The sequence below is a fragment of the Pseudomonas sp. FG47 genome, from assembly GCF_057809115.1.
On sequence record NZ_JBMDJI010000031.1, the window covers coordinates 12,368 to 37,466 of the forward strand.

Here is a 25,099-nt window from a genome sequence, read left to right on the forward strand (position 1 = left end):
TAGTTGTGCTGTGACTGTTGGCAGTCGTTCAATCAGGCGACCGTTGACTTACTCCCACACTTCGAAAGGGCTCCAGCATGGCCAATGACACACAGAACAACTTAGTAGCCGTACAGCCGGAGGGTGATTACTCTCTCCAGGACTTGCTGGATGCCTTTAACAAACTCAGCTTCACACCATCGATCAACGCTGCGGGTACCTTGCAGCGTATTTTCATTCCACGCCAGGTCTACCCGTTGCGCGGCACACCCGGCGCGCATGTCGGGGTCAACTTCCATATGGTCCAGGCAGGCATCAATGGCCTGGAAATTATCGTGCAAGCCTATCCGGAAATGAACGAGGGGGATCGGATCGAGGTGTTCTGGCGTGACCCGAGTATGCCTGTGGCCACTGGCATCGTCGGCCCGCCGCCAGCCGCCGGGCAAACACCGGTGTCCGGTCAGCCCGGTGCCCATTTCTTCCTCTATGTAGCGGCCGAAAAGGTGCCAGGGTTCGTCCGGCCTGGCGCAGATCCCTCGCCAGAACAGATCGAGGGTGTCGTGTCCGAGTTGTGGCATCGCGTCACTCGTGCCCCTTCGGGGAACACCGAAGAGTCCCTGCGCTTGAACGTACTGAGTCGGATGGTGCAGCCAGGGGGCGTTGATCCTGAGCCCGACAGGCCTGGTCATTTCCGGCTCTTGCCACCTCAGGCGACGGTACCTCCTGAGGGTGTGACCGGGCAGCAGGATATCAGTGTAACCATCCCGGCCTACCTCTATATGCGGGCTTACGATCTCATCGTATTGAGCTGGGGTGGTGTGTTCGTAGAGCAAGTCGTTGAACCTGCGCAAGTCGGAGAACCAGTGGTCATTACCGTGCCCGAAGAGGTGATCAGGAGCGCCGGGCAGGGCGACAAGCTTATTCTCGTTTATCGGGTTACGGATGAGGTTCAGCGTCAGTCCAGCGACTGGTCATTGCGTGGGGCAGTCAAAGTCGAGTTTGACGATGGCACCCTGCTCGAGCCGCTGATCTTCGACCAGACTTCAGAACCAGCGCAAGTGGATGTGATTGACCTTGGCAAGTTGGGTGCCAATGATCTTTCCGTCATGGTCGATGCTCGTGGGCTTGCACCTGGCTTCAATCTAACGGTAGGTGACGTTGTCACCCTTATCTGGCGCGGCATTACCGCGGCGGGTCAAATCTTCGAGCATGAACTCCCTCCGCGAACCGTGAATAGCCTGGATGCTAGACGTGGGGTGACGTTCAGTATCGAAAATCTTCGTTTGCTGGCACTAGGCATGGGCGCCGGGATTGCCTTTTACCGGATCCAGCGAGGGGCTGGAACGTTCCCTTCAAAACGCAGTTTCGTATCGTTCATTGGCCAGGCGCGACAACTGACGGCCCCCACCTTGCTCGAGGCCAAGGACGATAGGGTAGAGGCCAACAGCAAGACCGCTACCGTGCACATCGAGGCCGCCGTTGGCCTGCAGGCGCTTGATTGGGTGACGCTGTTCTGGACAGGGACCCGGGCGGATCAGACCCCATTGCGTTATAGCGAACGACGTCGAATCAGCAGCGCGCAGGCAGGCAAGGACTTCATCTTCAGGATCGACCCCGCCGTGAATCTGGTGTCGCTCGATGGCGGTAGCCTGGCGCTGAGTTTCCAGATTGAACGCGCTGGTCTGCCGATGCCTCTGGAATCGGAGACGACGTCCGTTGGGGTGGGCCGAAGCTTGTATGATTTACCCGCGCCCGAGACATTCCCGGTATTCGCCGACGGTAACGTCATTCCTGCCGACAATCCCAATGGCATCGATGTGATCGTGCAATTCTTCGCCTCACCGAAGACAAAGATCCGCCTGAACTGGGCCGCAGCGGTAGGGAAGTCGTTCTTCGATGATTTGCCTGCGGACCTGCACGTGCCCGCTAAGTTCTCGATCGTTCACGATTTGCTGCTCGATAACACGGGCGGCCAGGTAACGGTCACCTACACCATCCTTGAATCGGGCGAGCCTGATCGCACGTCTGAACCGCTGATCCTGAACATCGGCGTGGTGCCGAGCAAGGACCTGCCCCCACTGAAGTTTCTTGGCACGGGCGGGGTGGTGCTCGACCCTGCCAAGCCATTCGCGCCCAACGACCCGGTCACGCTGCGCATCGTCGCGGCTGCCGACTTGCAAGTCGGTGATGAGTGGGAGGTCAGTTGGGCTGGCCAAAATCCAGGCAGTGTCCATGTCCATTCGGAACGCGTCATCGAAGGCCAGCAAGGTCAGCCGCAGGAGCACCGGATCCCGGCCGATGTCGTCAGGGCCAGCAACAACGGCGATGTGCTGGTGCACTACAACGTGTATCGGCTCACGGGTGCTGAACAAAGCTCCAAACCGATCACGATACGGGTTCAAGGTGCCGCGTTGCCGTTGCCGATCTTCGTCGAGGCCGTCAATGGCAATCTCAATCCGGACGATGTGCGCAGCGGTGCCACGGTACACATCGCGGCAGCTGCTCAGTTGCGCGGTGGTGACCTGGTGACGCTGAAGCTGAACCATCCGAATGGGGCCAAGTATTACCCGAGGACTGTGCTGGCGAATGAGGCGGGCCTGGCGCTGAGTATCACCGTGCCCTATGCCGACATTTCAGCGCTACTCAATCAGAAGGTTGATTTGTCCTATACCGTTTTCCGTAACCCGAACGGCCCTACGGAACCTTCGGACAGCAGCGCTTACACCGTCAGCCGAGTGCTCAGCAGCGGTACCATGCGTCTGTTCGGTGCTCGTTACAACGTCTCCACATACCGGGCTTCAGGATCGTCTCGGGTGATCAGCGCCTACAGCACTACCACGCCCCCACGGCCGATCCTGGTGGAGTGGCAGTACCAGGGCGATACCACCTGGACCGCAGGTTACACCTGGCTGGACAAGGAGCCTTGGAAGGTACTGCGGGTGCGTAACCTGTCCGATGCGGTGCTGCTCAATCCCGGCAATGTGTTCGGCACCGGTAACGATGCCCAGGTTAACGGCACGGCGGCGTTCGCCGCACTGATCGAGAACCAGCCGCATACTCCAGGACGCTTTGCCTTGGCCTACTGGGGAATGGTGGGTTGGGGAGGACGTGGACCGGGAATGGCGTTGGACAATGCGCGTGGGCTCTGTACCACCCGCAGTGCCTGTGCGGCCTGGCTGGACAATGGCAACGTGGTGACCTGGGGCAATGCGGCCGAGGGCGGGGCATTGCGTGCCGAGGACGCGGGCAAGCCATTTCGCTTCATCCGCAGCAACTCCACCGTGTTCGTCGGCAAACGCCAGGACACCAACACACTCAGTGCCTGGGGGGTAATGGCCAATGGCGCGGACATCCCGGGGGATATTCTCCTGCGCAAGGATATCGACGATGTCTATGGCGCAGGCCTGGCGTTTGCCGCCAAGCGCAGCGATGGCCAGCTGCTGGCGTGGGGGCAGAAGGCCAACGGCGGCTCGATACCTATTGCTATCGCCGAGCGTCCCGACAACGTCTATGTCAAAGGCAACTACGCGGCCTTCGTGGTACGTCGCAACGACATGAGCGTGGAGACCTGGGGCAACGCCACCTATGGCGGGAACGCACCGGCGAACATCAAGGCGCGCAAGGATATCGCCACCCTTGAAGGCGCCACTGCCCAGGCCTTCTCGGTCATTACCACGGCGGGCCAGGTCCTGGCCTGGGGGGCCTCCACCCATGGCGGTATCGTTCCGCCGAATATCTCGGCGCTCACCGATATCGTCGAGGTGACCAGCACCTGGCATGCCTTCTGTGCCCGCCGACGCAGCGGGCATGTGGTGGCCTGGGGCAATGTGAACAATGGCGGCACCATCCCGGCCAACATCCTGCACCTGGACGACATCGTCCAGGTGGTGGGCAGTGCCTGGAGTTTCGCCGCACTGCGCAGCAACGGCACCGTGGTGGCCTGGGGGCACGCCACTTCGGGCGGCAATGTCACCACTGTGCCTGGATTGACCAACGTGCGGGCGATTTATGCCAACAGCAACGGTTTCACTGCCTTGACCTCCGATGGCCGGGTGGTGACCTGGGGGCATCCGGCTGGGGGCGGTGACAGTTCGGCGGTGCAGTCCCTTCTGCGCAATCGTCTGGTGACCGGCCATCCGGACACAACGCCTGGCGCCAAGGTTGCAGCAGATAACGAACTGCGTCGCGTCTGACTTCCCTGCCTGTGTGAGCTGTCAGGGTCGTCAGACCCTGGCAGCCAAGGAGAACCGCTATGTGCCATTGGTTCAATAAAGGGCCGGCCAAGGCTGGCCGGGCCTGGATGTTTGGTGTGCTGTTGACTACCGTCTTGAGCCCTGCGTGGGCCGACTTGGCGGTGCCCACGACGACGTTGGTTACGGAAGGCGCAACGCTTGATCCGAGCGATATTCCCGGCAGTGGGTTGGAGGTCACGACCATGACCGGTGGCCCGGCCTACAACCAACAGAGCCTGGTTGTGAGGCTGTTGGTCAATGGGCAGGTGATCGAGGGACCGCGCACGGTGGTCGGTCTTTCAACGAGGCCTATTCGGCTACTGCTTGCCAAGGCCTTGTTCGAGCCCCACGCGGGTGCGGATGTGCAGATCAGCTACTGTGTCGGCGTCGGCGATCCAGCACTCCCGTTGCAGCGACTCTGTGAGCAGGCTGCCAGCCCGCCGCTCTCGTTCAAGCTCGCCCAAGGTTTTTCCGGCAGCTACATCCATGACCTGAGCAGCAAGTTGTTGGTAGCGGTCTATCGCAACGGTGAGATGTTGTTACCCAAGCCCGGGGTGGATCGCGAGGTCTTCAGTTTCGTGCGTCAGGCACCCGGTGCGACGGGCTACACCAGCAGTGACACAAGTGTCGCGACCGTGGACTCACAGGGCAGAGTCACTGTCCTGCGCAATGGCAACGCCACGATCAGCGCGCAATTGCCGGGGCAGCCGCAGGCTTATCAATTGACGGTACGGGGCATTCATCAATTCGAGGTGGTATCCAGCACGGGGGCGACCTGGGATCAGGCCAACCAGCAATGCGTAGGGCTTGGTGGGCGATTGCCGGAGGCGCTGGACTTCAACGACCTCAAAGGCCGCTTTGCGCTGAAGATGCGTGAGCTTGGACTGCCTGACTATCCGATCTGGGGGGGGAAGGCCGGCTTAGGTTCAAGGACGGCCACAACCTTCGATCCGCGCAACGACACAGTGACCTCCGAGACGACTGACGCCAACACGCTGCGTCAGGTGCTCTGTTTCAGGAGCTGAGCTCGGTCCAGGTGAGCTGATAGTCGTGGTGAGTGCTCGGGGCAGTCCAGAAAACAAGGCGGGAAAAATGAACAGTGAGTTCGAAATGCCAGACGAGGAAACCCTGGAGCAGGCGTGCCAGCGTTTCAATGAACACTTCACCGATGCTGCAAGTCCTGGCCTGGCCAGTGTCGCTTTGCCGCGGATGTTCATTCCCGGTGCGCCACTTCTGGACAGGCTGGCCGAAGTGGGTGTCTACAGCGGCCTGCTGCAACCCGAGCCCCAGGGGCTCGTGGTCATGCTCCAGCGCTACCCGGACATGCGCGCCGATGATTTTCTCGAAGTGTTCTTGCATGGGCGAGGCAGCGATGCGAGACCGTTGCTCACGGCTTATCTGGAAACCGGGCAGGTGGGCTGCGACATCCCCTTCTATCTGCCGAGCAACCAGGTGGTAGAGGGGATCAGCGACCTGTACTGTCGCATCACACGCAACGCAGGGCAGGAGCAGGTCGGTTGCACGACGGTACTTGAAGTACTGTGCAAGCCGACACTTCCTGGCGGTCCGGACCCGACACCTGACACCGCCTGGCATGGTGGCCTGGAGGCTCCAGTAGTGGATTCGCAGATAGTATCTGGAGAGTCGGCATGGGTGCTGATAAAACCTTGGCTGTACATGCAGGCGGGCGGTTTGTTGCTACTGGCCTGGGGCAACCAGCTGGTGGAGTACTACTTTGCCGATGACCAGGTCGGGCAACCCTTGCGGGTCGAGGTTCCCGCTGCCCATATCGCCAATGCCGGTGACCGCGGGCAGATACCGGTGCGTTATCGGATCATCGATGTAGTGGGCGATGTCTCGGAAAAGTGGTCGGCGGTCACCTGGGTATCGGTGCAACTGCAGCCAGGGTTGGGCGATGCGCCACGCGTAGATGGCGCGATCGAGAAGCAACAGGTCGACTCTGCCGCCGCGACGGTACGGATCATGGTGTGGGCTTCGTGCCTGCAGGTAGCCGTCGGCGACGAAATCGAACTCGTACTCGAAGGTTTCGATTTCGTCGCCCGGCCACTGAGTCTCGATGCCAACTCGCTTGGGCTCGACCTGCGTCGACGCATCGATGAGACAGGCAAAGGTTACCTGTTTGAAGTACCGGCAGGCTGGTTGGCGCAACTGGCCGGTGGATGGTTGACGCTGGCCTGCCGTTATTGGCGCGAAGGGCAGGTGGTGGCACGCTCCGGTACGCGCTACCTGGAAGTCAGCGGTGCCTTGCCTGGGCTGCCCTTTGCCGACCCCAGCGCCGATTTCGAGGGCCGGCTCGACCCCGCGCAACCGAGCCAGGCGGTGGTCGTGCGCTACTTTGGTCTGGCTTATGGCGATCGGGTGAAGTTGTGCTGGCAGGGTTTCACTGCCAACGGTCAGCCCTATGTCTGGGAGGTGACTCGGCGGGTAAGCCGCGCGGATGCTGGTCGCGGCCAGTTGGTATTCCTGATTCCGCCGCAGCACCTTGAGGCATTGGACGGAGGTAGCCTGCAACTGCGCTACAGCGTCGAGTGCCCAGGTCCGGCGGCGCCTCGCCAGTCCCCACGGTTGTGGTTGCAGGTCGGTCAGATGCCGGTGTCACTGCCGGCGCCACAGGTCGTCGACATGGACGAGGACAACGATGTGCGTGTGGTCGCCGGGCAACCCGTGAAGGTGCGACTGGACTACCCGGACCGCCATGAGGATGACCAGGTAACGCTCATCCTGCTGGGCGTGAACGCGGCTGCCAGTATACGCCTCCGTGGTCATGGGCAGGAGTGGTCGCTACCGGCCGAGGTTCTGGCGGCCGGCCTGGAGCGTCTCAGCGAATTGCATTACCGCGTCACGCGCCAGTCCGACCAGCAGGTTCGCCAGTCGGCAACCGTGGCCTTCACCGCCACGGCTGGGGTGCCGTTGCAGCTAGGCGCGCCGCAGGTGATGGAGGCCAATGCCAAAGGCTGCCTTGACCCCTCGCAAATACCGCCGCAGGGCGCTACCGTGCTGTTCCAGGGCCAGGCAGCCGGCCTGCGCCCTGGCGATAGCGTGCGCCTGCATGTGACGGGAGCGGTGGCGTTCGACAGCCAGCCGTTGATTCACGACCCGGATCAGCCACAGAGCTTCCTGTTCCCCGCACGCTTGGTCACGGCAAGCCTGAATAGGCAGTTGATCTTCACTTACAGCGTGACGCGTGCGGGCCGGGAGAGAGGGCGTTCAAAAGCGGTGCAACATGCTGTGCGCTACCAACTGCGGATGGCCACTGACACGCTGAACCTCAACGGGTTGTCGGTGAAATATGGTTGGCCCGCCAAGGGCCTCGACTCGATCGGCAATACCGCCGTGCGTACCGCCAGCGGCGGTTCGGGGGCTTGCCGTTACGTTTCCAGCAAGCCCACTGTAGCTTCGGTGGATCCTAGAAGTGGCAAGGTCACGGGTAATGCCAATGGCAAGGCAACCATCACCGCGACTGACGACGCGGGTACTCAGGTCAGTTATCTGGTGAACGTCAGTAACGTGTGGAACCTCAACTTGCGCACCGATATGCGTAACCCGAAATGGAGCTGGCCCCAGGCTATCCAGTGGATGAACAGCCTGGGTGGAAGCCCAGTCACTGCCGCGTTCATCGCCGATATGCAGCGGGTCTACGGAGCACCGCTGCCATTGCCCAGGTACATATGGAACTGCGTCAAAGTGAGCAGTGATGCTGGCATGTTCTACCACCATGCCTATGCGTTCTCCGGTTATTTCTGCTCTGCCAACACGCCTAACACGAACATCTATGGTGGTATGTGCGTGACGCCACGCAATGGATGATGCCGAGCCCAGATACGGGACAGGAGAAGAAAGATGGATTCGACAATCCTGGGGCGTGTGTTGTCGTGGCTGATGCTTTGCGTGATCGCCATGCCTGGCGCACATGCCATGAGTGCTGTGGAAACCGCCAATGCCCTGAACCAGCGGGTGGCGGCAACGCCTGCGCGCTGCCTGGGCAATGAGCCCGAGGACGCCTGCAGCGGCGTGCTGATGCGGCCGATGATAGAAGCGCATCAGCGTGAGTTCTGGCGTCACGACTCCTTGGCCGACCGGCAGCAATACGAGCCTTTCCAACTCTTGCGCCGCGATGGCAAGACCGTGGGCAACCCCGAGCGCAGCGGTTATGTCATGCACGCAGGGTTCGATGCAGCGGCCCAGGGCAAGCCTTACCAGGTCGTCGGCCGCGAAGGCAACGAGGTTCGCCTGGGGTACTGGGACGCCAGCCAGCCGAAGCAGTTGCCAGTGCAGGCAATCTACTACCAGCCGGGGCTTACCAATGCGTTGCTGCGCGCTCAGCGCAGTCAGATGGCCTGGTTCCAGGCCACTGGACAGTGGCTCCCGGTATTGCGCTATGTGGCGGGAGATGCACCGTTCGGCTTCGATCAGCGTGAGCAGCTGTATAACGGTTATGAGGTGGCGAAGGCGATCAATGCGCGCTACGCCAGCAAGGACACTGTCTGCCCGGATGGACGAGCCCGATACTACTGCAATGGCGTCTGGGTCCGCACGGTTGACAACGACCAGTACAAAGCCTGGAATCCGGTGCCAACCGACTTCACCCAGGAACAGGGAGTGTCTTTTGCCTACTTTGCCCATGACACCGCTGTGACCAAGACCTACAAGGCGCAGGGCTTCGTGTTGTTTGCCTCTGGCTACCCGGTTACGACCCCGATTTTGCCAATGTGCGTGTACCCCTTCGATGCAGGTACGCGACTCAGCCGCAATGTCTGCAGTTTTCGTGGACGTTGTGGGGCACTCAAAGCTGAAAGCTGGATTGCCAGCTACCGCGGCAAGCCGTATCAGAGCTGTGCTTATGGGGTCGACCGGGACGAGTTTCAGCTGGGCGCCGAGACCCGATTCAAGGCGCGCGCCGCTGGCATTGGCGACGTTTATGGCTGGAACGAACTGATGCTCAGGGCCTGGGCGCAGAACATCCCCGCGCAACTGCCGCTTGAGGCGTTCATCCACAGTGATGCGGTTCTCTCCGGTGCTAACGGGCTCGTGGGGGCCAGGAAGTTCCAGCGCCAGTTTGTCGCCGAGACCGGGCGCTATCTGCCGGTGTTGCGTTTACGCCCGGCGGCGCCGGGGGGGGCACTGGTGGTTTATCTGCCAGAGGAGCAGGAGGTGCAATAGAAGTGCACGGCGTTGCTACCTGACTGAGTGGTGTGTGCGGACCAGGGTTTGACTGGGAGTGTTGAACATGCGTTGGATGGAATTGAGTCACGGATCGCTGTGCCTGGCGGTGAAGGTTTGGCTGATCTGCTCGTTGTCGATATTGGATGCCAATGCCATGAGTGGTGCGCAAACCGCCATCGCCCTCAACCAGCGGGTGGCGGCAACGCCTGCCCGCTGCCTGGGCAATGAGCCTGAGGACGCCTGCAGCGGCGTGCTGATGCGGCCGATGATAGGAGCGCATCAGCGTGAGTTCTGGCGCCACGACTCCTTGGCCGACCGGCAGCAATACGAGCCTTTCCAACTCTTGCGCCGCGATGGCAAGACCGTGGGCAACCCCGAGCGCAGCGGTTATGTCATGCACGCAGGGTTCGATGCAGCGGCCCAGGGCAAGCCTTACCAGGTCGTCGGTCGCGTAGGCAACGAGGTTCGCCTGGGGTATTGGGACGCCAGCCAGCCGAAGCAGTTGCCAGTGCAGGCGATCTACTACCAGCCGGGGCTTACCGATGCGTTGCTGCGCGCTCAGCGCAGTCAGATGGCCTGGTTCCAGGCCACTGGACAGTGGCTCCCGGTATTGCGCTATGTGGCGGGAGATGCACCGTTCGGCTTCGATCAGCGTGAGCAGCTGTATAACGGTTATGAGGTGGCGAAGGCGATCAATGCGCGGTATGCCAGTAAGGACAGTGTCTGCCCGGATGGTCGCTCGCGCTTCTTCTGCAATGGAGTGCTGGTGCGTGGTACGGGAGTGGGTAGCTTCAAAGCGTGGAATCCCAGCCCAGCTTCGCAACGTAACAATGGTGTCTCGTTCAGCTATTTTTCGGTGGACGCGGGGTTGGATATCACGATCTGGCCGCAGGGATACATCGTATCGCCATTGGGGGCCCCGGTCACTCGACGCCTGATCATGAGCTGTATCTATCCATTCGATGGCGGTACCAGCAGCCTCGGACAACCTTGTCTGGATCGGGGAATCTGTTCTGGGATTACCGACAAAACGGCATGGCTGAAAAGATATCCCACTCCACCTCGCAACTCCTGCGCGTTTCGCCCTGATCCGGCAGAGTTTGATGTTGGCGTGAAAGCGCATCGATGGAGTCTCGAGGAGTACAGGCGTGTCAGCGAAGACTATGACTGGAACGAGGTGATTGTGCAGGCGTGGCCCCAGGACAAGCCAGGGGAACTGCCACTTGAGGCGTTTTTCTACAGTCCGAAGGTTCGTTACCCTCCTGCGGAGCCGGGGCCTGCCAATGCTCGTCGCTTTCAACGTGAGTACGTGACGGAAACGCATCGGTACTTGCCAGCACTGCGCCTGGACCCCAAGGCGCCTGACGGGAAGCTGGTGACCTATCTGCCCTTGGATCAGGCGACTGAATAAGGTCCACTCGGGTTGTGGCGCGACAGTGGGCGACTCGCTACCCGGCCCCGGGCAGCCCTTCAATACCTGCAAGGGCTGACCCCGACTATCTGAGGTGTGACGCTGGCATACGGGATTCAGCGCAGGGCTATGGCCGCCTGGTGCAACAACCGGGCGGTATTGTCCCAACCCAGACACCTGTCGGTAACCGACACCCCGTACTTCAGCGCGCCCTTGCCTAGCGCCTGACAGCCCTCGAATAGGTGGCCCTCGATCATCATGCCGACGATCGAACGGTCACCGGCCAGGCGTTGGCGCAGCACCTCCTCGAATACCGCAGGCTGACGCGCCGGGTCCTTGCCGCTGTTGGCATGGCTGCAGTCGACCATGATCCGTGCCGGCAGCCCGGCCTTGGCCAGCCCTTGGCGCGCCTGGGCGATGCTCTGCGCATCGTAGTTCGGGCCTTGGTGCCCGCCGCGCAACACCAGGTGAGTGTCCGGGTTGCCCAAAGTCTCGATGATCGCCGGGTAGCCCTGCGCGTCCATGCCGAAGTGGCGGTGCGGGTGCGCGGCGCTGCGCATGGCGTCGCAGGCAATGCCGACGCCGCCATCGGTGCCGTTCTTGAAGCCTACCGGCAGCTCCAGGCCGCTGACCATCTCGCGGTGGATCTGCGACTCGGTGGTGCGCGCGCCGATGGCGGCCCAACCCAGCAGGTCGTCGAAGTAGCCAGCGGCCATCGGTTGCAGCAGTTCGGTGGCGACCGGCAGGCCGCGTTCGAGCATGCCAAGCATCAGCCCGCGGGACAGGGCGATGCCAGCATGCATGTCGTCGCTGCCATCGAGGTGCGGGTCGTAGGCCAGGCCTTTCCAGCCCACGGTGGTGCGCGGTTTTTCCACGTAGGCGCGCATCACCAGCAGTAGTCGGTCGTCGACTTCGTGGCTGAGGGCGGCAAGGCGGTCGGCGTACTCCAGGGCCGAGCGCGGGTCGTGCAGCGAGCAGGGACCGACCACTACCAGCAGGCGCTCGTCGCGGCCTTCGAGAATGGCGCGGATCGCCTGGCGCTGGGCCTGGACTTGCTGGCTGAGTTCGCTGGACAGCGGCATCTGCTGTTTGAGCAGGTGCGGGCTGGGCAGGCGCTGGCTGACGGTGGTGTTGGCCGCTTGCGGCTGGGTCAGGGGCAGGGCGAGGTTGGTGGCTTGCATGGCGTGTTCTTCCTTGGGCGGACAGCGGGTTCAGGCCCGCGCGGTCGGCCCTATCGAGGTGTTCGACAGATCGTCAAAAGGGGTGTTTGTGCGGCAATGCCACCGGAAATCGACCGAACGGAGGCGGCAGGCTGGCCCGAACGGAACTGGCTAAATCGCCAGGCGAAAGTGCGGTAATAGGTGGTGTAGTTCATGAATCTGTCCTCAAGCTGAATCGGTGTGTGAAGGCCCGGAAAAACAAAACCCCCGGTCGGGGAGCCGACCGGGGGTTTGAGTATTCTCATGTTCGGCGGCCCCTCGAAGGTGGGCGCCGGGTGGGAATCGGCGCCTAGTGGCTAAACCAATACCCAAAATAAAACGAGGCAACGGCGTTACGACCGGCAACGGCCAGCACGCGGTGCGCGGCGCGACCGGTGGTGTTGGCGTGGTTGCAGGATTGTTTAGACATGTTGCTCTCCAGTGATTGAGGCCGAGCTTACTGCACCTGCGTGTGGGCGTTCAATCATTAAATGCTATCGGGGTGATTGGGCCTTGTGGGGAACCGCGTTGCCTGGTTCGCCAGCAGGGCTGGCTCCTACGGGGGCAGGGGTGCGCAGATAGCGTTGCAGGAGCCGGCCTTGCCGGCGAACACCGGCGCAGCCGGTGCCAGCGGATCCCCACTTTCGGTTGCTGGTAGTGGGGCAAGTTCCCCTGGGTCGTGACCGCTTAATCTTAACTACCTGAAAAATATTCATAAATTTCCTGGCACGGGCCTTGCTCCTGCTACCCGCAGAATCCCTGCGTCCCGGAGGTGCCCCATGTCGACTCCCCGCAAAGGCCCGGCCTTGTCCTCATTGCTGCTGGCGCTACTCGCCTGGCAGGCGAGCAGCGAGGCGGCCGTGCAGTGCCAGCGCACGCTGGTGGCCAACGTGGTGGCCCTGGACCAGCCACTGATGTTCAACCGCCTGGGCGCGCAAAATGCCAACGGCATGCTGTTCGCCTTGCGCCAGGATGTGGTGGACGAGCGCCAGGTGCCGTTGAGCAACGGCGGCGCCGCGGTGCCGGGCAAGGTCACCCTGCGTCCAGACAAGCGCCCGCGGCCGATCGTGCTGCGGGTGGCCGCCGGTGATTGCCTGACGGTCAACCTGACCAACCTGCTGGCCTACCAGGCCAACCCCAACAAGCACGGCATCGAGCCTGAGGAGCCAGAAGGCGAGGAGGGCGAGGAGGGCGAGTTGCCGGACGGCGAGGGGGGCGAGCACTTCATCGCCGACGAACAGGTCAGCGACCGCCATGTGGGCTTCCAGGTCAATGGCATGCAGGCGGTCAACAGCATCGCCGATATTGCCGCCAACACCGGGCGCAACGGCAACTTCCTGGTGGCCCCGGGCAGCAGCCGCAGCTACACCCTGTATGCCGAGCGTGAAGGCGCCTTCGCCGCTTCCAGTCGCGGCGCGCCGTTCGGTGGCGAAGGCAATGCCGGCAACGTCGCCAACGGCCTGTTCGGCCAGGTGGTGGTGGTGCCCAAGGCCGGGCGTACCTATCGCAATACCCTGACCGAGGAGGAAATGCGCCTGGCCACCACTGGCCGCACCGCCACCGGCCAGCCGGTGATCGACTACGCGGCGCGCTATCCGCAAAGCCAACCGTGGATCGCCGAAGGCAAGGCCGGCAAGCCGATCATCGCCATGGTCGACGGCAACGAGATCATCAACAGCGAGACTGATGCCATCGTCATGGGCCCCAACCCCGACGGCAGCTTCCCCAAGAGCACCTACCCGCTGGAAAGCGTCGGCAAGCGCAACCCGGCGTTGCCCAACCGGCTGGAGGCGTTCCGCGACTTCGCCTCGCAGTTCGCCGACGAGGTGGCCGGCACCCAGGCCTTCCCCGGCTACTGGGCGGACCCGGTGATGGGCCACGTGCTGGAGCCGACCCGCGACTCGTTCATGATCAACTACGGCTCCGGCGGCATGGGCGCCGAGGTGGTGGCCAACCGCCTGGGGGTGGGGCCGATGCATGACTGCCTGTCGTGCGCCTACGAGGAGTTCTTCCTCAGCGCCCATACCGTCGGTGACATCGGCACCCTGGTGGACATCCCAGCCAACGTCGGCCTCGAGCATATCCGCCCAGGCGAAGTACCGCCGGCCAGCGCCACCGGGGTGAAGGCGAGCATGGCCTTGTACCCGGCCGAGCCGGCCAACGTGCACCACAGCTACATCGGTGACTTCACCAAGTTTCGCAACACCCACAATGGCCACGAGCAGCACATTTTCCACCTGCACGGGCACCAGTGGCTGTTCAACCCCAACGACGACAACTCCGACTACATCGACGCCCAGGGCATCGGCCCGGGCGTGGGCTACACCTACGAAATCGCCAACGGTGGCTCGGGCAACCGCAACCGGGTGGCGGGCGACGCCATCTACCACTGCCATTTCTATCCGCACTTCGCCCAGGGCATGTGGGCCATGTGGCGGGTGCACGATGTGTTCGAGCCGGGCACTCGGTTGGCGGTCAGCGGCGAGGGCGAGAACGGTTTCCATACCACGCCGTTCGCCCTGCGCAGTGGCAAGCCGGCACTGGGCGCACGGGCCTTGCCCGATGGCGAGATCGTCGCCGGCACGCCGATCCCGGCCATCGTGCCACTGCCAGGCAAGGCCATGGCGCCGATGCCGGGCAAGGTCACGGTGGTGCCCAAGCTCTCCGAGACCCTGCTCGCCGGGCATGACGAGGAGGAGGGTGACGATCATCTGGACGAACCCGCAGCACCGCGCGCGGTCGGCTCCCTCGCGCTGGTCGATCGCGGCGAGAGCAACCGCAACGCCGATGGCAGCCTGAAGAACCCCGGCTATCCGTTCTGGATCGGCGGCATGGAAAGCAGTGTCGGCCAACGCCCGCCGACGCCGCCGCTGGACATGCTCGACCCGGCCCTGGCCCGCCAGCTCAAGGACAGCGGCAAGGCGCTGTGGGCCAACCTTGACCCCAACCAGGTCGATGGCTGGGACGGCGGCCTCGGTCGCCATGTGCTGGACGGCGTGTCGGCCGGCGGCGAGGCGCTGACCACCACCACCAAGCTGGATTTTTCCAAGGTGGTGCACAAGGCCAAGCCGATCTACCTGCCCGAGGAGGGCACCGAGGTCGAGCAGGCGGCCATGCAGTTTCACGCCCAGGCCGAGCACCCAAGCTTCGCCCTGATCCCCGGCAGCCAGCCGGTGGCCAAGGCTTTTCGCACCAACGGCGCCTTGCCCACAGCCGGCGCGCCGTTCTATGAGCCGTGCATGGATGACCGTGGTAAACGCCTGACCCAGGCATCCGGGGCGGGCGAGTTCTTCAGCGGCGAGAGCCTCATCGGCATGAGCTTTCGTGGTGCCTCCAGCTTCACCGCCGACCGGCCCCGCATCTACAAGGCGGCCAATATCCAGTTCGACGCGGTGTACAACAAGGTCGGCTACCACTTCCCGCAGGCGCGCATCCTGGCCCTGTGGGAGGACGCTTGGCCGGTGATCACCAAGCAGCGTCCACCAGAGCCGCTGGTGATGCGCATGAACACCTTCGACTGCACCCAGTATGTGCACACCAACCTGATTCCGTCGTTCTACGAGATGGATGACTACCAGGTGCGCACTCCGACCGACGTGATTGGCCAGCATATCCACCTGCCTAAGTGGGACCTGACCGCCGCCGACGGTTCGGCCAACGGCTGGAACTACGAGGACGGCATTCTCTCGCCTGGTAGCGTGGTCGAGCGCGTGCATGCCATCCGCAGCTTCAACCAGTGCAGCGACGGCGACGCCCGCGACGGCACCGCGGCCTGCCCGAAAGCCAAGCAGCACCCGTACTTCGGGCGTTTTGGCCGGGCCGACTGGCTCGGTGCGCGCACCGCCATGCAACGCTGGTTCGCCGACCCACTGGTGAACGTGCACAACGTCGACCGTGGCCTGGGCACGATCTTCACCCATGACCACCTCGGCCCATCGACCCATCAGCAGTTGGGCTTGTATGCCACCGTGCTGGCCGAACCCGCCGGCTCCACCTGGTACCACGCCGAGACCGGCGAGCAGCTGTACAACCCGGCCACCCGCCAGGACGGCGGCCCGACCTCGTGGCAGGCGGTGATCCAGACTGGCGATCACGACGGTGATGGCAAAAACGACAGCTACCGCGAGTTCTTCCTCGAATACAGCGACTTCCAGCACGCCTATGAAGCCGGCGTGTACGTTGGCGCCGGCCCTAACGGCGTGCCGGACGGCCAGGCCTACCCGGCCACCGCCGACAGTTTCCGCTATGCGATCAACCCGCCCGTGCGCGGCAAGGCCTCCAACCTGCTCGAAGCCATCGTCGAGGAGCGCGGCGGCATCAACCCCGGTTGCCCGACCCGGCCTTGCCCGCAAGCCATCTCGGTGGACGACCCCGGCATGTTCGTCGTCAACTACCGCAACGAGCCCCTGGCCTTGCGGGTGTTCGACCCGAACAAGGTCGGGCCCGACGGCAAGCGTGGCATGCAGGCCGACGGGCCTGGGGGCGACCTTGGCTACGCCCTGCAGACCCGCACCGACCGCGCCATCCCGGCGATGAACCTGGCGCCCTCGGCAATCACCCAGGCGGTCGGCCCCACTGGCGGCACCACGTTGTTCCCGCCGCATATCAACAAGGCTGGTAGCGAGCCGGGCGACCCGTTCACGCCGATGCTGCGCACCTATTCAGGCGACAACGTGCGCTTGCGCATGCACGCCGGTGGCCACGAGGAGGAACACAACGTCACCCTGCACGGGGTGAAGTGGCTGCAGAACGGTTCGGGTTTCGGCAACAGCTCCAACTCGGGGTGGAAGTCATCGCAGATGATCGGCATCTCCGAGCAACTGGGCTTCATGGCGCCGGTGTCGATGATCTCAAGCGCAGCCGCCAGCAACGGCGACTACCTGTACTCGCTGGATGCGGCGCTGGAGGGCTACTGGAACGGTATCTGGGGCATCATGCGCAACTACACCGTGCAGCGCGCCGATCTATTCCCGCTGCCCAACAACCCGCAGCCGGTGGCCATGCGCAACACCGTGAACTTCGACGGCATCTGCCCGAAAACCACGGCCAATGCCAATGGCATCGGCACCCGGCCAACGGTCAAGCGCAGCTATGAAGTGGTCGCCGCGCTGGCCAACGACATACTGGCCAACAGCGCCAACGTGGCGATCAACGACCCCAACGGCGTTGGCCAACATGTCGGCGGCCCGCTCAAGGCCAACGGCGGCACCCTGGTGTTCAACAGCCGGCGCACCAGCATCCCGCTGGTTAGCGGGGTCGACCCCGAGGATGGCGAGACCTTTACCATCGGTGGCCACAGCGCGCCGCTGCACGACCCGACGGCAATCCTTTATGTGCGCAAGGCCGACCTCGACCCAGGCACCGGCAAGCTCAAGCCCGGCGTGCCGGTGGAGCCGCTGATCCTGCGCGCCAATGCCGGCGACTGCATCAGCGTCACCCTGGAGAACCGCCTGCCACTGATGATGCCGGACCTGCCCAGCACCGCGGTGATGCACAACGTGGTCAAGCGTGACCGCTTCGACAGCGAGGGCGCCACGGCCTTCGCCAACAACCTGATGCGTCCGTCCAGCCAGGTTGGCCTGCACGCGCAACTGCTGGCCTACGACATCACCAAGTCCGATGGCGTCAACGTGGGGCTCAACCCGGTGCAGACCGTGCCGCCCCGCACCGGCAGCAGCGGCGCCTACCCGAGCAAGGTGTACCAGTACTACGCCGGGCATCTGGAGCGCGAAGGCAAGCCGAGCCTGCAACTGGGCCGCACGGTGGACAACATCAACACCACCGCCATCGAGTTCGGCGGCCTCAACCTGACCCCGGCGGATGTGATCAAGCAACCGCAGAAAGGCCTGGTGGGCGCCATGAGCATTCTGCCGCAGGGCGCCACCTGGACCGAGGACAGCGCCAGCCGCGCCCAGGCCACGGTGAAAATCACCGGCCAGGCCGACTACCGCGACTTCGTCACCGTGTGGCAGCGGGCGCTGAACATGCGCTGGGCCGACGGCGCCCCGGTGGCGGGGATCAACACCGAGGGTAACGGCGCGGCAGGTGACCCGCAGGACAACGGCAACATGGCGGTGAACTACAAGACCGAGCCGTTGTGGCTGCGCTTTGGCATGGCTCCGGACTCGCCGTTCGGCCATGCCGGCGGGCTGGGCTTTGCCGATATCCCCAACGCGCACATGGCCTATAGCAACGCCCTGGTTGGCGGTGACCCGCAGACCCCGGTGCTGTATGCCAAGCCCGGGCAGCCAGTGCGCAACCATATCGTCATGCCCAGCGGCGGGAGCCGCGGCATGACCTACCAGCTGGATGGGCATGTCTGGCCGTTGCACAACTTCCAGGCCGAGAAGAATGATGTCGAGGGCTATCCGATGGGGCTGCCAGGGATTGGCTCGGTGCGCTTTGGCTACAACCCGATGGCGATGTATGTCGGCGCCCAGGAAAGCGTGCTGCCGGCGGCACACTTCAGCTTCATGCTGCCCAGTGCCGGGGGCGCGAATGCGGTGCCGGGGGATTACCTGTACCGGGATTACGCGGCGTATGGGAATACGTCGGGGTTGTGGGGGATTTTGCGGGTGATCAACGAGGCGCCGCCGGCGGTGGCCACGGGGCAGTAGGATCGGGGATTGGAGCTGGGGGAGGGGGCCAGGGCCTGGGAGGGCCCATGCCCCCAACATGCGCCATTGGTTCAAGCCCGACACCTGCACCCCAATCAATACTGGCGCCTCCCTAACCAGAGACGACCCCCGCCATGCGCATTCTCTATGCCCCCTGCCTGTTCTTCGGCTTCATCGGCACCGCGCTCTATCTGATTCACCTTGGCGCCAGCATCGCCTGGCTGCTGCCGCTGCTGGTCGTGGCCATCCTGTTGTCGTTCTGCTGCGAGGCCCTGTACCCCTACAAACACGCCTGGGCCTCGGGTGCCGGCGAAGGACCGCGCGACTTTCTGCATGCCCTGGTCAACGAGAGCCTCAACAGTCTCAGCATAGCCGCCATCGCGTTGCTGCCCGGCTGGCTGCCGACCGGCGATTGCTGGCCCAGCCACTGGGCCTTGCACTGGCAACTGCTGCTGGCGATCCCGCTGGCGGACCTGGGCATCACCCTGGTGCATTACGCCAGCCACCGCAACGCGCTGCTCTGGCGCCTGCACGCGGTGCACCACAGCGTGACCCGGCTGTACGGCTTCAATGGCCTGATGAAACACCCGCTGCACCAGCTTGCCGAGGCCCTGGGCGGTGTTTTGCCGCTGGTATTGCTTGGCCTGCCGCAGGATGTCGCGGCCTTGCTGGCGTTCAGTATCGCCATCCAGTTACTGCTGCAGCACAGCAATGTCGACATGCGCATCGGCTGGCTGCGCCATGTGTTCGCCTGGGCGCCGGTGCATCGTTTGCATCACCTGAAGTACGGCCGTGTGGGCGATGTCAATTTCGCCTTGTTCCTGCCGTTGTGGGACCGCCTGCTGGGCACCGCGCTGCACCTGCCGGGCTATGCCCTGGCCGACGACGACATGGGCATTGGCGACCGACCAGACTACCCGGCCGGGTACCTGGCCCAACTGCGCGAACCCTGGTGCCGTGGGCGCGCCCCGCAGCCAGCGGCCAGCGTGCCCGCGGCCTTGCGCGCGGCGTTAGGCGAGGGCGCCTGAACGCAAATGCCGCAGCGCCTCGCTGGCGCGGATGCCGAACTGCTGGCGCAGGCTGCGCGACAGGTGCGCCGAGTCGGCGAAGCCGGCGGCCATGGCCGCGACCGTCAGGTTGTCGCCGGCTAGCGCCCGCTGCAAAGCCAGGCGCAGGCGCTGCCACAGTACCAGGCGTCGCACCGACTGCCCCAGGCGGGCGCTGAACAGCCGTTCCAGCTGGCTCAACGACAGGCACGCGGCCTGGGCCAGGGCGTGCGCCGGCAAGGGCTGTTCGTCCAGCGCGCGCAGGCGCGCCAGGGCGCTGGCCAGGCGTGGGTCGAGCGGGCGACGCGGACAATCGCGCAGGCGTTCGGCCAAGGCCTGGGCATCGCCTTGGGCCTGGCGGCACAGTGCAACCAGGGTATCGAAGTCGAACGCCAGCGGCTCGGCGAATACAGTGATGCAGCGCCCTTGAGGCGCGACCACGGCATGGGCTTGCAGCGACGGCACCGCCAGCAAGGCGCCGCACTGACGCTGGCCGGCGATCTCCAGGCACAGTTCACCGTGTTCGGCGATCAGCACCTGGTGGGCGTAGTGAGCATGGGCCGAGGTGCGCCCGGGAGTGCCCAGTACCAGGCAATGGTCGTCGGCCAGCCACAGCTCGCCGTGCCAGGCGGTGTCGGGGCTTGCCTTCATGGGGGATTCATTCGCGTCATTGGTCTACCTGTATGGCACCTGAGTGGATATCCACGCAAAGGTGATTATGCTTCAGATTACCTTGCCGCGATCCGAGGCCGCGCCTCGTCGTGCTTCGCGCAACCTTAAAGCCCTGCGGCCTGGGTATGCACGTTCGAGAGCGTTGGCAATACGCCGGCCCGCACCGTTCATCCCGGAGGCGACCCATGGCGGTCCTCGACAGCGCATCCACGGGCAGTAGCGCGCCCCAACGCGGCATCACCCGGGAGGAGCGCAAGGTCATCTTCGCCTCGTCCCTGGGCACGGTGTTCGAATGGTACGACTTCTACCTCTACGGTTCACTGGCGGCGATCATCGCCAAGCACTTCTTTGCCGGGGTCAATGAAACCACCGCGTTCATCTTCGCCTTGCTGGCCTTCGCCGCAGGCTTCGCCGTGCGCCCCTTCGGCGCCATCGTGTTCGGCCGCCTGGGCGACATGATCGGGCGCAAGTACACCTTTCTCATCACCATCGTGATCATGGGCCTGTCCACCGCCATTGTCGGCTTGCTGCCCGGCTACGCGGCAATCGGCGTGGCCGCGCCGGTGATTCTCATCACCCTGCGCCTGCTGCAAGGCCTGGCACTGGGCGGTGAGTACGGCGGCGCGGCGACCTACGTGGCCGAACACGCGCCCAAGGGGCGGCGGGGCTTTTTCACCGCCTGGATCCAGACCACCGCCACCCTTGGCCTGTTCCTGTCGCTGCTGGTGATCCTGGCCTGCCGCACGGCCATGGGCACCGAGGCGTTCGAGGCCTGGGGCTGGCGGTTGCCGTTCCTGCTGTCGATCCTGCTGCTGGCGATTTCGGTGTACATCCGCCTGCAACTGAACGAGTCGCCGGTGTTCATGAAGATGAAAGCCGAGGGCAAGGCGTCCAAGGCGCCGCTGACCGAGTCGTTCGCCCGCTGGGACAACCTCAAGGTGGTGATCATGGCGCTGCTCGGCGGCACCGCCGGCCAGGCGGTGGTGTGGTACACCGGGCAGTTCTACGCGCTGTTCTTCCTGTTGCAGATGCTCAAGATCGACCCGCAGACCGCCAACCTGCTGATCGCCGGTTCCCTGTTGATCGGCACGCCGTTCTTCATCCTGTTCGGCAGCCTGTCCGACCGTATCGGGCGCAAGCCGATCATCATGGCGGGCTGCATCATCGCCGCGCTGACCTACTTCCCGATCTTCAAGGGGCTCACCGAGTATGGCAACCCGGACGTGTTCGTCGCCCAGGAGCAGAATCCGGTGGTGGTGGTCGCCGATCCGGCCCAGTGCGCGTTCCAGTTCGATCCGGTGGGCAAGGCGCGCTTCACCAGCTCGTGCGACATCGCCAAGAGCCTGTTGGCCAAGCGCGCCATCCCCTACGAGAACCAGGCCGGTGAGCCCGGCAGCGTGGCCCAGGTGCGCATCGGCGAACGGGTATTGCCGAGCTTTGACGGCCGCAGCCTGGCGGCGGCGGACTTCAAGACGCAGAACGACGCCTTCACCGCCACCCTGGGCACTGCGCTGAAAGAGGCGGGCTACCCGGAAAAGGCTGACCCGGCGAAGATCCATTACCCCATGGTGCTGCTGTTGCTGACGATTTTGGTGATATACGTGACCATGGTCTACGGGCCGATCGCCGCCTGGTTGGTGGAACTGTTCCCGGCGCGGATTCGCTACACCTCGATGTCGTTGCCATACCATATCGGCAATGGCTGGTTCGGCGGCTTCCTGCCGACGGTGGCCTTCGCCATGGTCGCGGCCACGGGGGATATCTACTACGGGCTGTGGTACCCGATCGTGATCGCGGTGATGACCGCGCTACTGGGGATTTTCTTCCTGCCCGAGACCAAGGACCGCGATATCAACCATGCCTGAGCCAGGCCATTGCGGGGCCCTGCTTCGAGCCTGCGCGCTTGCTCCGCGATGGCGACATCAGTCGAAGTAGCCGCGCAGGGTATAGCGATAGCTGATATCCACCTCGGCAACCGGATCGCGGCGCTGGGCCTTGCGCAACACGAACTCGAAGGCTGGCTCGTACAAGCCGTCGCGCACCAGCGCCCCCGCCAATACCTCCACGTCATATTCGCCATTGTCCAGGGCGATGATTGGCCGCCCCGGCTCCTGGTAGCGCGCCAGCAGGTCGCCGAGTGTCTTGTTGGTGAAGTGCTGCAGAATGCGCCAGGTAAACAGCATCAGCCCGCGGTGCTCGACCCGTAGCCGGTGCCCGCCACGGCGGTGCTTCAGGCGGCTGCCGGGCTCGAGCAGCGCCGGGGTGCCAGCGTCGAGGGTGAACAGGATGCGATAGGGCAGGTTGTCGATGCCCGCCAGCGGCAGGATCACCCCTTCGCGCACCGCCTGGTCGCCACTGTCGCCGGTGGTGAAGGCGCGGGCCAGGTCGTCGGGCAGGTCGTTGGCCTCCTTGAACCGCTCGAGCAACTGGATATCGCCGAGCAGGAAATAGTCGACCAGGTCATTGAGGACTTCGCTGAACTCGTAGCGCATGGGTTTTCCTTGTTGTGGCTGCGCCGGGGGATGCCAGCAATGTAGCGCAAGGCAAGCACGCCCGACAGACTTCAGGCTGCCTTCAGCTTCAGCCGTGATACTGCCCCCCACAGACACCTGCGGGGGACTGCCATGACCCAGCCGACCTGGAACGCCTTGTTCCCGTTGCCCCTCGGCACCCATGCCGAACACCGTGCGCAACTTAGCCTGCTGCGCCAGGACGATCCTGGCCGTGACGAGGCTCAGTTGTTCATCCATGACCGCTTCGCCAGTGTCCATCATGCCGACGTGCGTCACTACTTGCCGCAGCTGCTGGCCTTGCACGACAGCCATGGGCGCTTGATCGCCGCCGTTGGCGTGCGCCTGGCCAACAGCGGGCCATTGTTCCTCGAACGCTATCTGGACGTGCCGCTGGAATGTGCCGTGGCGCGCGAAGCGGGTGGGCCGGTGGCCCGGGAGCGGCTGGTGGAGGTGGGTAATCTGGCGTCCCTCAGCGCCGGCAGCGCGCGGATCATGATCATTGCCGTGACGTGGTTGCTGGCCGCGCGTGGCTTGCAGTGGGTGGCATTCACCGGCGCGTCGACGCTGGTCAACAGCTTCCATCGGTTGGGCCTGGCGCCGACCCCGGTGGCCCTGGCCGAGCCTGCGCGACTCGTCGGCGAGCCGGGCAGTTGGGGCAGCTATTACGCGCACCATCCACAGGTGTTCATCGGCAATATTGACCATGGTCATGCTGCCTTGGCGGGCAGCGGCCTGTACCAGCGGCTTGGCTTGCCGGCATCCGCCCAGGAGACTGGCCATGCCGCATGAGCATCTGAGTTTCTTCCAGACCTTGCACGAGCACGCCCACCAGCGTGGCGAGTGGCCAGCGGTGCAGGGTGTCGCGGGTCGCTTCAGCTACGCGCGGCTGCTGGATGAAGTGAGTCAGCGCGCCGACTGGCTGAACCAACAGCCGCCTGGCACCTTCGCCCTGTTCCTCGATAACGGCCCCGAGGCATTGTTCTGGGACTTGGCGGCCTTGCTGGCCGGACGCCCGTGCGTGCTGCTGCCGGCATTCTTCAGCGCAGATCAACGCCGCCATTGCCTGCTGCACAGTGGGGTGACCCTGGTGTTGGCCGAGGACAGCCTGGCCGCCGAGCTGCGTGATTGCGGCTTCGTTCAGGGCCCGCGTTTCTGGAGCATGCCGCCCTCTGGCCACGCAGCGTTACCCGTGGGCACCGTGAAAATCACCTACACCTCCGGCAGTACCGGGGCACCCAAGGGGGTGTGCCTGGGCGCCGCGGCCCTGATGCGGGTGGCCCGCGAGCTGGAGATCGCCAGCCGCAGCGCGGCACCGGGCAAATACCTGGCGGTGCTACCACTGGCGGTGTTGCTGGAAAACCTCGGGGTCTACGCCGCCTTGCTGGCGGGGGCCAGCGTCATCCTTTATCCGCAGGCGCAACTGGGTATCGGCGGGGCCAGCCAGGTGGACTTCAAGCGCCTGCTCGGCGCTATCGCCCTGAGCGGCGCCGAAAGCCTGATCCTGGTGCCGCAACTGCTGCTAGGGCTGGTGACGGCCATCGAGCGCGGGCTGATGCGCAGGGGCCCGTTGTGTTTTGTCGCGGTGGGCGGCGCGCGGGTGGCCGACAGCCTGCTGGCACGGGCAGAGGCATTGGGTTTGCCGGTTTACCAGGGTTATGGCCTGTCGGAATGCGCCTCGGTGGTCTGCCTGAACCGGCCAGGGGCCACGCGCCTGGGCAGTGTCGGCCGACCCTTGCCCCATGTGCAGGTACGGATCGCCGAGGATGGCGAGGTACTGGTGGCCGGCGCGGCCTTGCTGGGCTACTTGGGTGAAGCGCCATTTAGCGGGCGGTGGTGGCCCACCGGCGACCTTGGCTACCTCGATGGCGAGGGATATCTGCACTTGGCCGGGCGCAAGAAACACCAGTTCATCACCAGCTTCGGGCGCAACGTCAACCCTGAGTGGGTCGAGGCCGAGCTGACCCAAGGCGCAATGATCGGCCAGGCGTTCGTGCACGGCGAAGGCCTGCCGGGCAACCTGGCGCTGCTCTGGCCGGTGGATCCGTCGCTCAGCGACGCGCAGATCGATCAGGCGGTGCAATACAGCAACCGTGGCCTGCCGGACTATGCCCGGGTACATGCCTGGCAGCGCCTGCCCGAGCCGTTCAGTGCCGCCGCCGGCACCCTGACCGCCAATGGGCGGCTACGCCGCGAGGCGATCCTGCGCCAGTACCACGCGGTTCTTTCCTCTCTCCAGCATTCGTGAG

Annotated in this window: 13 protein-coding genes; 10 read left to right on the forward strand and 3 right to left on the reverse strand. The window is 64.1% G+C overall.

The genetic code is table 11. From position 1 onward, the window contains the following. Nucleotides 1–77: 77 nt before the first annotated feature. The 5 genes from ACODS5_RS19435 (at nt 78) to ACODS5_RS19455 (ending at nt 10,806) form a co-directional block, all read left to right on the forward strand. Complete coding sequence (locus ACODS5_RS19435; RefSeq protein ID WP_489109426.1) at nt 78–4,172, forward strand: RCC1 domain-containing protein; 4,095 nt, start codon at nt 78–80, stop codon at nt 4,170–4,172. A gap of 59 nt (nt 4,173–4,231) precedes the next feature. After that, nucleotides 4,232–5,236, forward strand: a complete 1,005-nt coding sequence (locus ACODS5_RS19440; protein ID WP_489109427.1) for an Ig-like domain-containing protein — start codon at nt 4,232–4,234, stop codon at nt 5,234–5,236. 67 nt (nt 5,237–5,303) lie between these two features. Next, nucleotides 5,304–8,039 (forward strand): Ig-like domain-containing protein, encoded by a 2,736-nt coding sequence (locus tag ACODS5_RS19445; RefSeq protein WP_489109428.1) that lies wholly within the window; start codon nt 5,304–5,306, stop codon nt 8,037–8,039. 33 nt (nt 8,040–8,072) lie between these two features. Continuing rightward, complete coding sequence (locus ACODS5_RS19450; protein WP_489109429.1) at nt 8,073–9,392, forward strand: hypothetical protein; 1,320 nt, start codon at nt 8,073–8,075, stop codon at nt 9,390–9,392. Nucleotides 9,393–9,459: 67 nt separating this feature from the next. Next, the gene (locus ACODS5_RS19455) at nt 9,460–10,806 is read left to right on the forward strand and encodes a hypothetical protein (RefSeq protein ID WP_489109430.1); all 1,347 of its coding nucleotides are present in this window, start codon (nt 9,460–9,462) and stop codon (nt 10,804–10,806) included. 116 nt (nt 10,807–10,922) lie between these two features. On the opposite strand, the gene ACODS5_RS19460 is transcribed toward ACODS5_RS19455, so the two are convergent. Further along, on the reverse strand, nt 10,923–11,987 hold the full coding sequence (locus ACODS5_RS19460) for a 3-deoxy-7-phosphoheptulonate synthase (RefSeq protein WP_489109431.1): 1,065 nt from the start codon (nt 11,985–11,987) through the stop codon (nt 10,923–10,925). A gap of 797 nt (nt 11,988–12,784) precedes the next feature. Between ACODS5_RS19460 and mnxG the strand changes: the two genes are divergently transcribed. Together mnxG and ACODS5_RS19470 are read left to right on the forward strand one after the other, a co-directional pair. Further along, nucleotides 12,785–18,622 (forward strand): manganese-oxidizing multicopper oxidase MnxG, encoded by a 5,838-nt coding sequence (mnxG, locus tag ACODS5_RS19465; RefSeq protein ID WP_489109432.1) that lies wholly within the window; start codon nt 12,785–12,787, stop codon nt 18,620–18,622. A gap of 134 nt (nt 18,623–18,756) precedes the next feature. Continuing rightward, nucleotides 18,757–19,650, forward strand: a complete 894-nt coding sequence (locus ACODS5_RS19470) for a sterol desaturase family protein (protein ID WP_134693313.1) — start codon at nt 18,757–18,759, stop codon at nt 19,648–19,650. Here the strand turns inward: ACODS5_RS19470 and ACODS5_RS19475 are convergent. Beyond that, nucleotides 19,633–20,319, reverse strand: coding sequence for a helix-turn-helix domain-containing protein (locus tag ACODS5_RS19475; protein ID WP_489109433.1), 687 nt, complete (start codon nt 20,317–20,319; stop codon nt 19,633–19,635). The two genes, ACODS5_RS19470 and ACODS5_RS19475, sit on opposite strands and share 18 nt — an antisense overlap. 206 nt (nt 20,320–20,525) lie before the next feature. Between ACODS5_RS19475 and ACODS5_RS19480 the strand changes: the two genes are divergently transcribed. Beyond that, nucleotides 20,526–22,205, forward strand: a complete 1,680-nt coding sequence (locus ACODS5_RS19480; RefSeq protein WP_134693315.1) for an MFS transporter — start codon at nt 20,526–20,528, stop codon at nt 22,203–22,205. A 57-nt stretch (nt 22,206–22,262) separates the two neighbouring features. On the opposite strand, the gene ACODS5_RS19485 is transcribed toward ACODS5_RS19480, so the two are convergent. Next, a complete protein-coding gene (locus ACODS5_RS19485; RefSeq protein ID WP_489109434.1) occupies nt 22,263–22,832 on the reverse strand; it encodes a hypothetical protein in 570 nt (189 codons plus the stop codon). A 132-nt stretch (nt 22,833–22,964) separates the two neighbouring features. On the opposite strand from ACODS5_RS19485, the gene ACODS5_RS19490 reads away from it, so the two are divergent. Together ACODS5_RS19490 and ACODS5_RS19495 are read left to right on the forward strand one after the other, a co-directional pair. Further along, nucleotides 22,965–23,642 carry a thermostable hemolysin gene (locus ACODS5_RS19490; protein WP_134693317.1) on the forward strand — a complete coding sequence of 226 codons (678 nt, stop codon included), beginning with the start codon at nt 22,965–22,967 and terminating at the stop codon, nt 23,640–23,642. Next, the gene (locus tag ACODS5_RS19495; RefSeq protein WP_489109435.1) at nt 23,632–25,098 is read left to right on the forward strand and encodes an AMP-binding protein; all 1,467 of its coding nucleotides are present in this window, start codon (nt 23,632–23,634) and stop codon (nt 25,096–25,098) included. The genes ACODS5_RS19490 and ACODS5_RS19495 overlap by 11 nt, the downstream gene beginning before the upstream one ends. Nucleotide 25,099 lies beyond the last annotated feature (1 nt).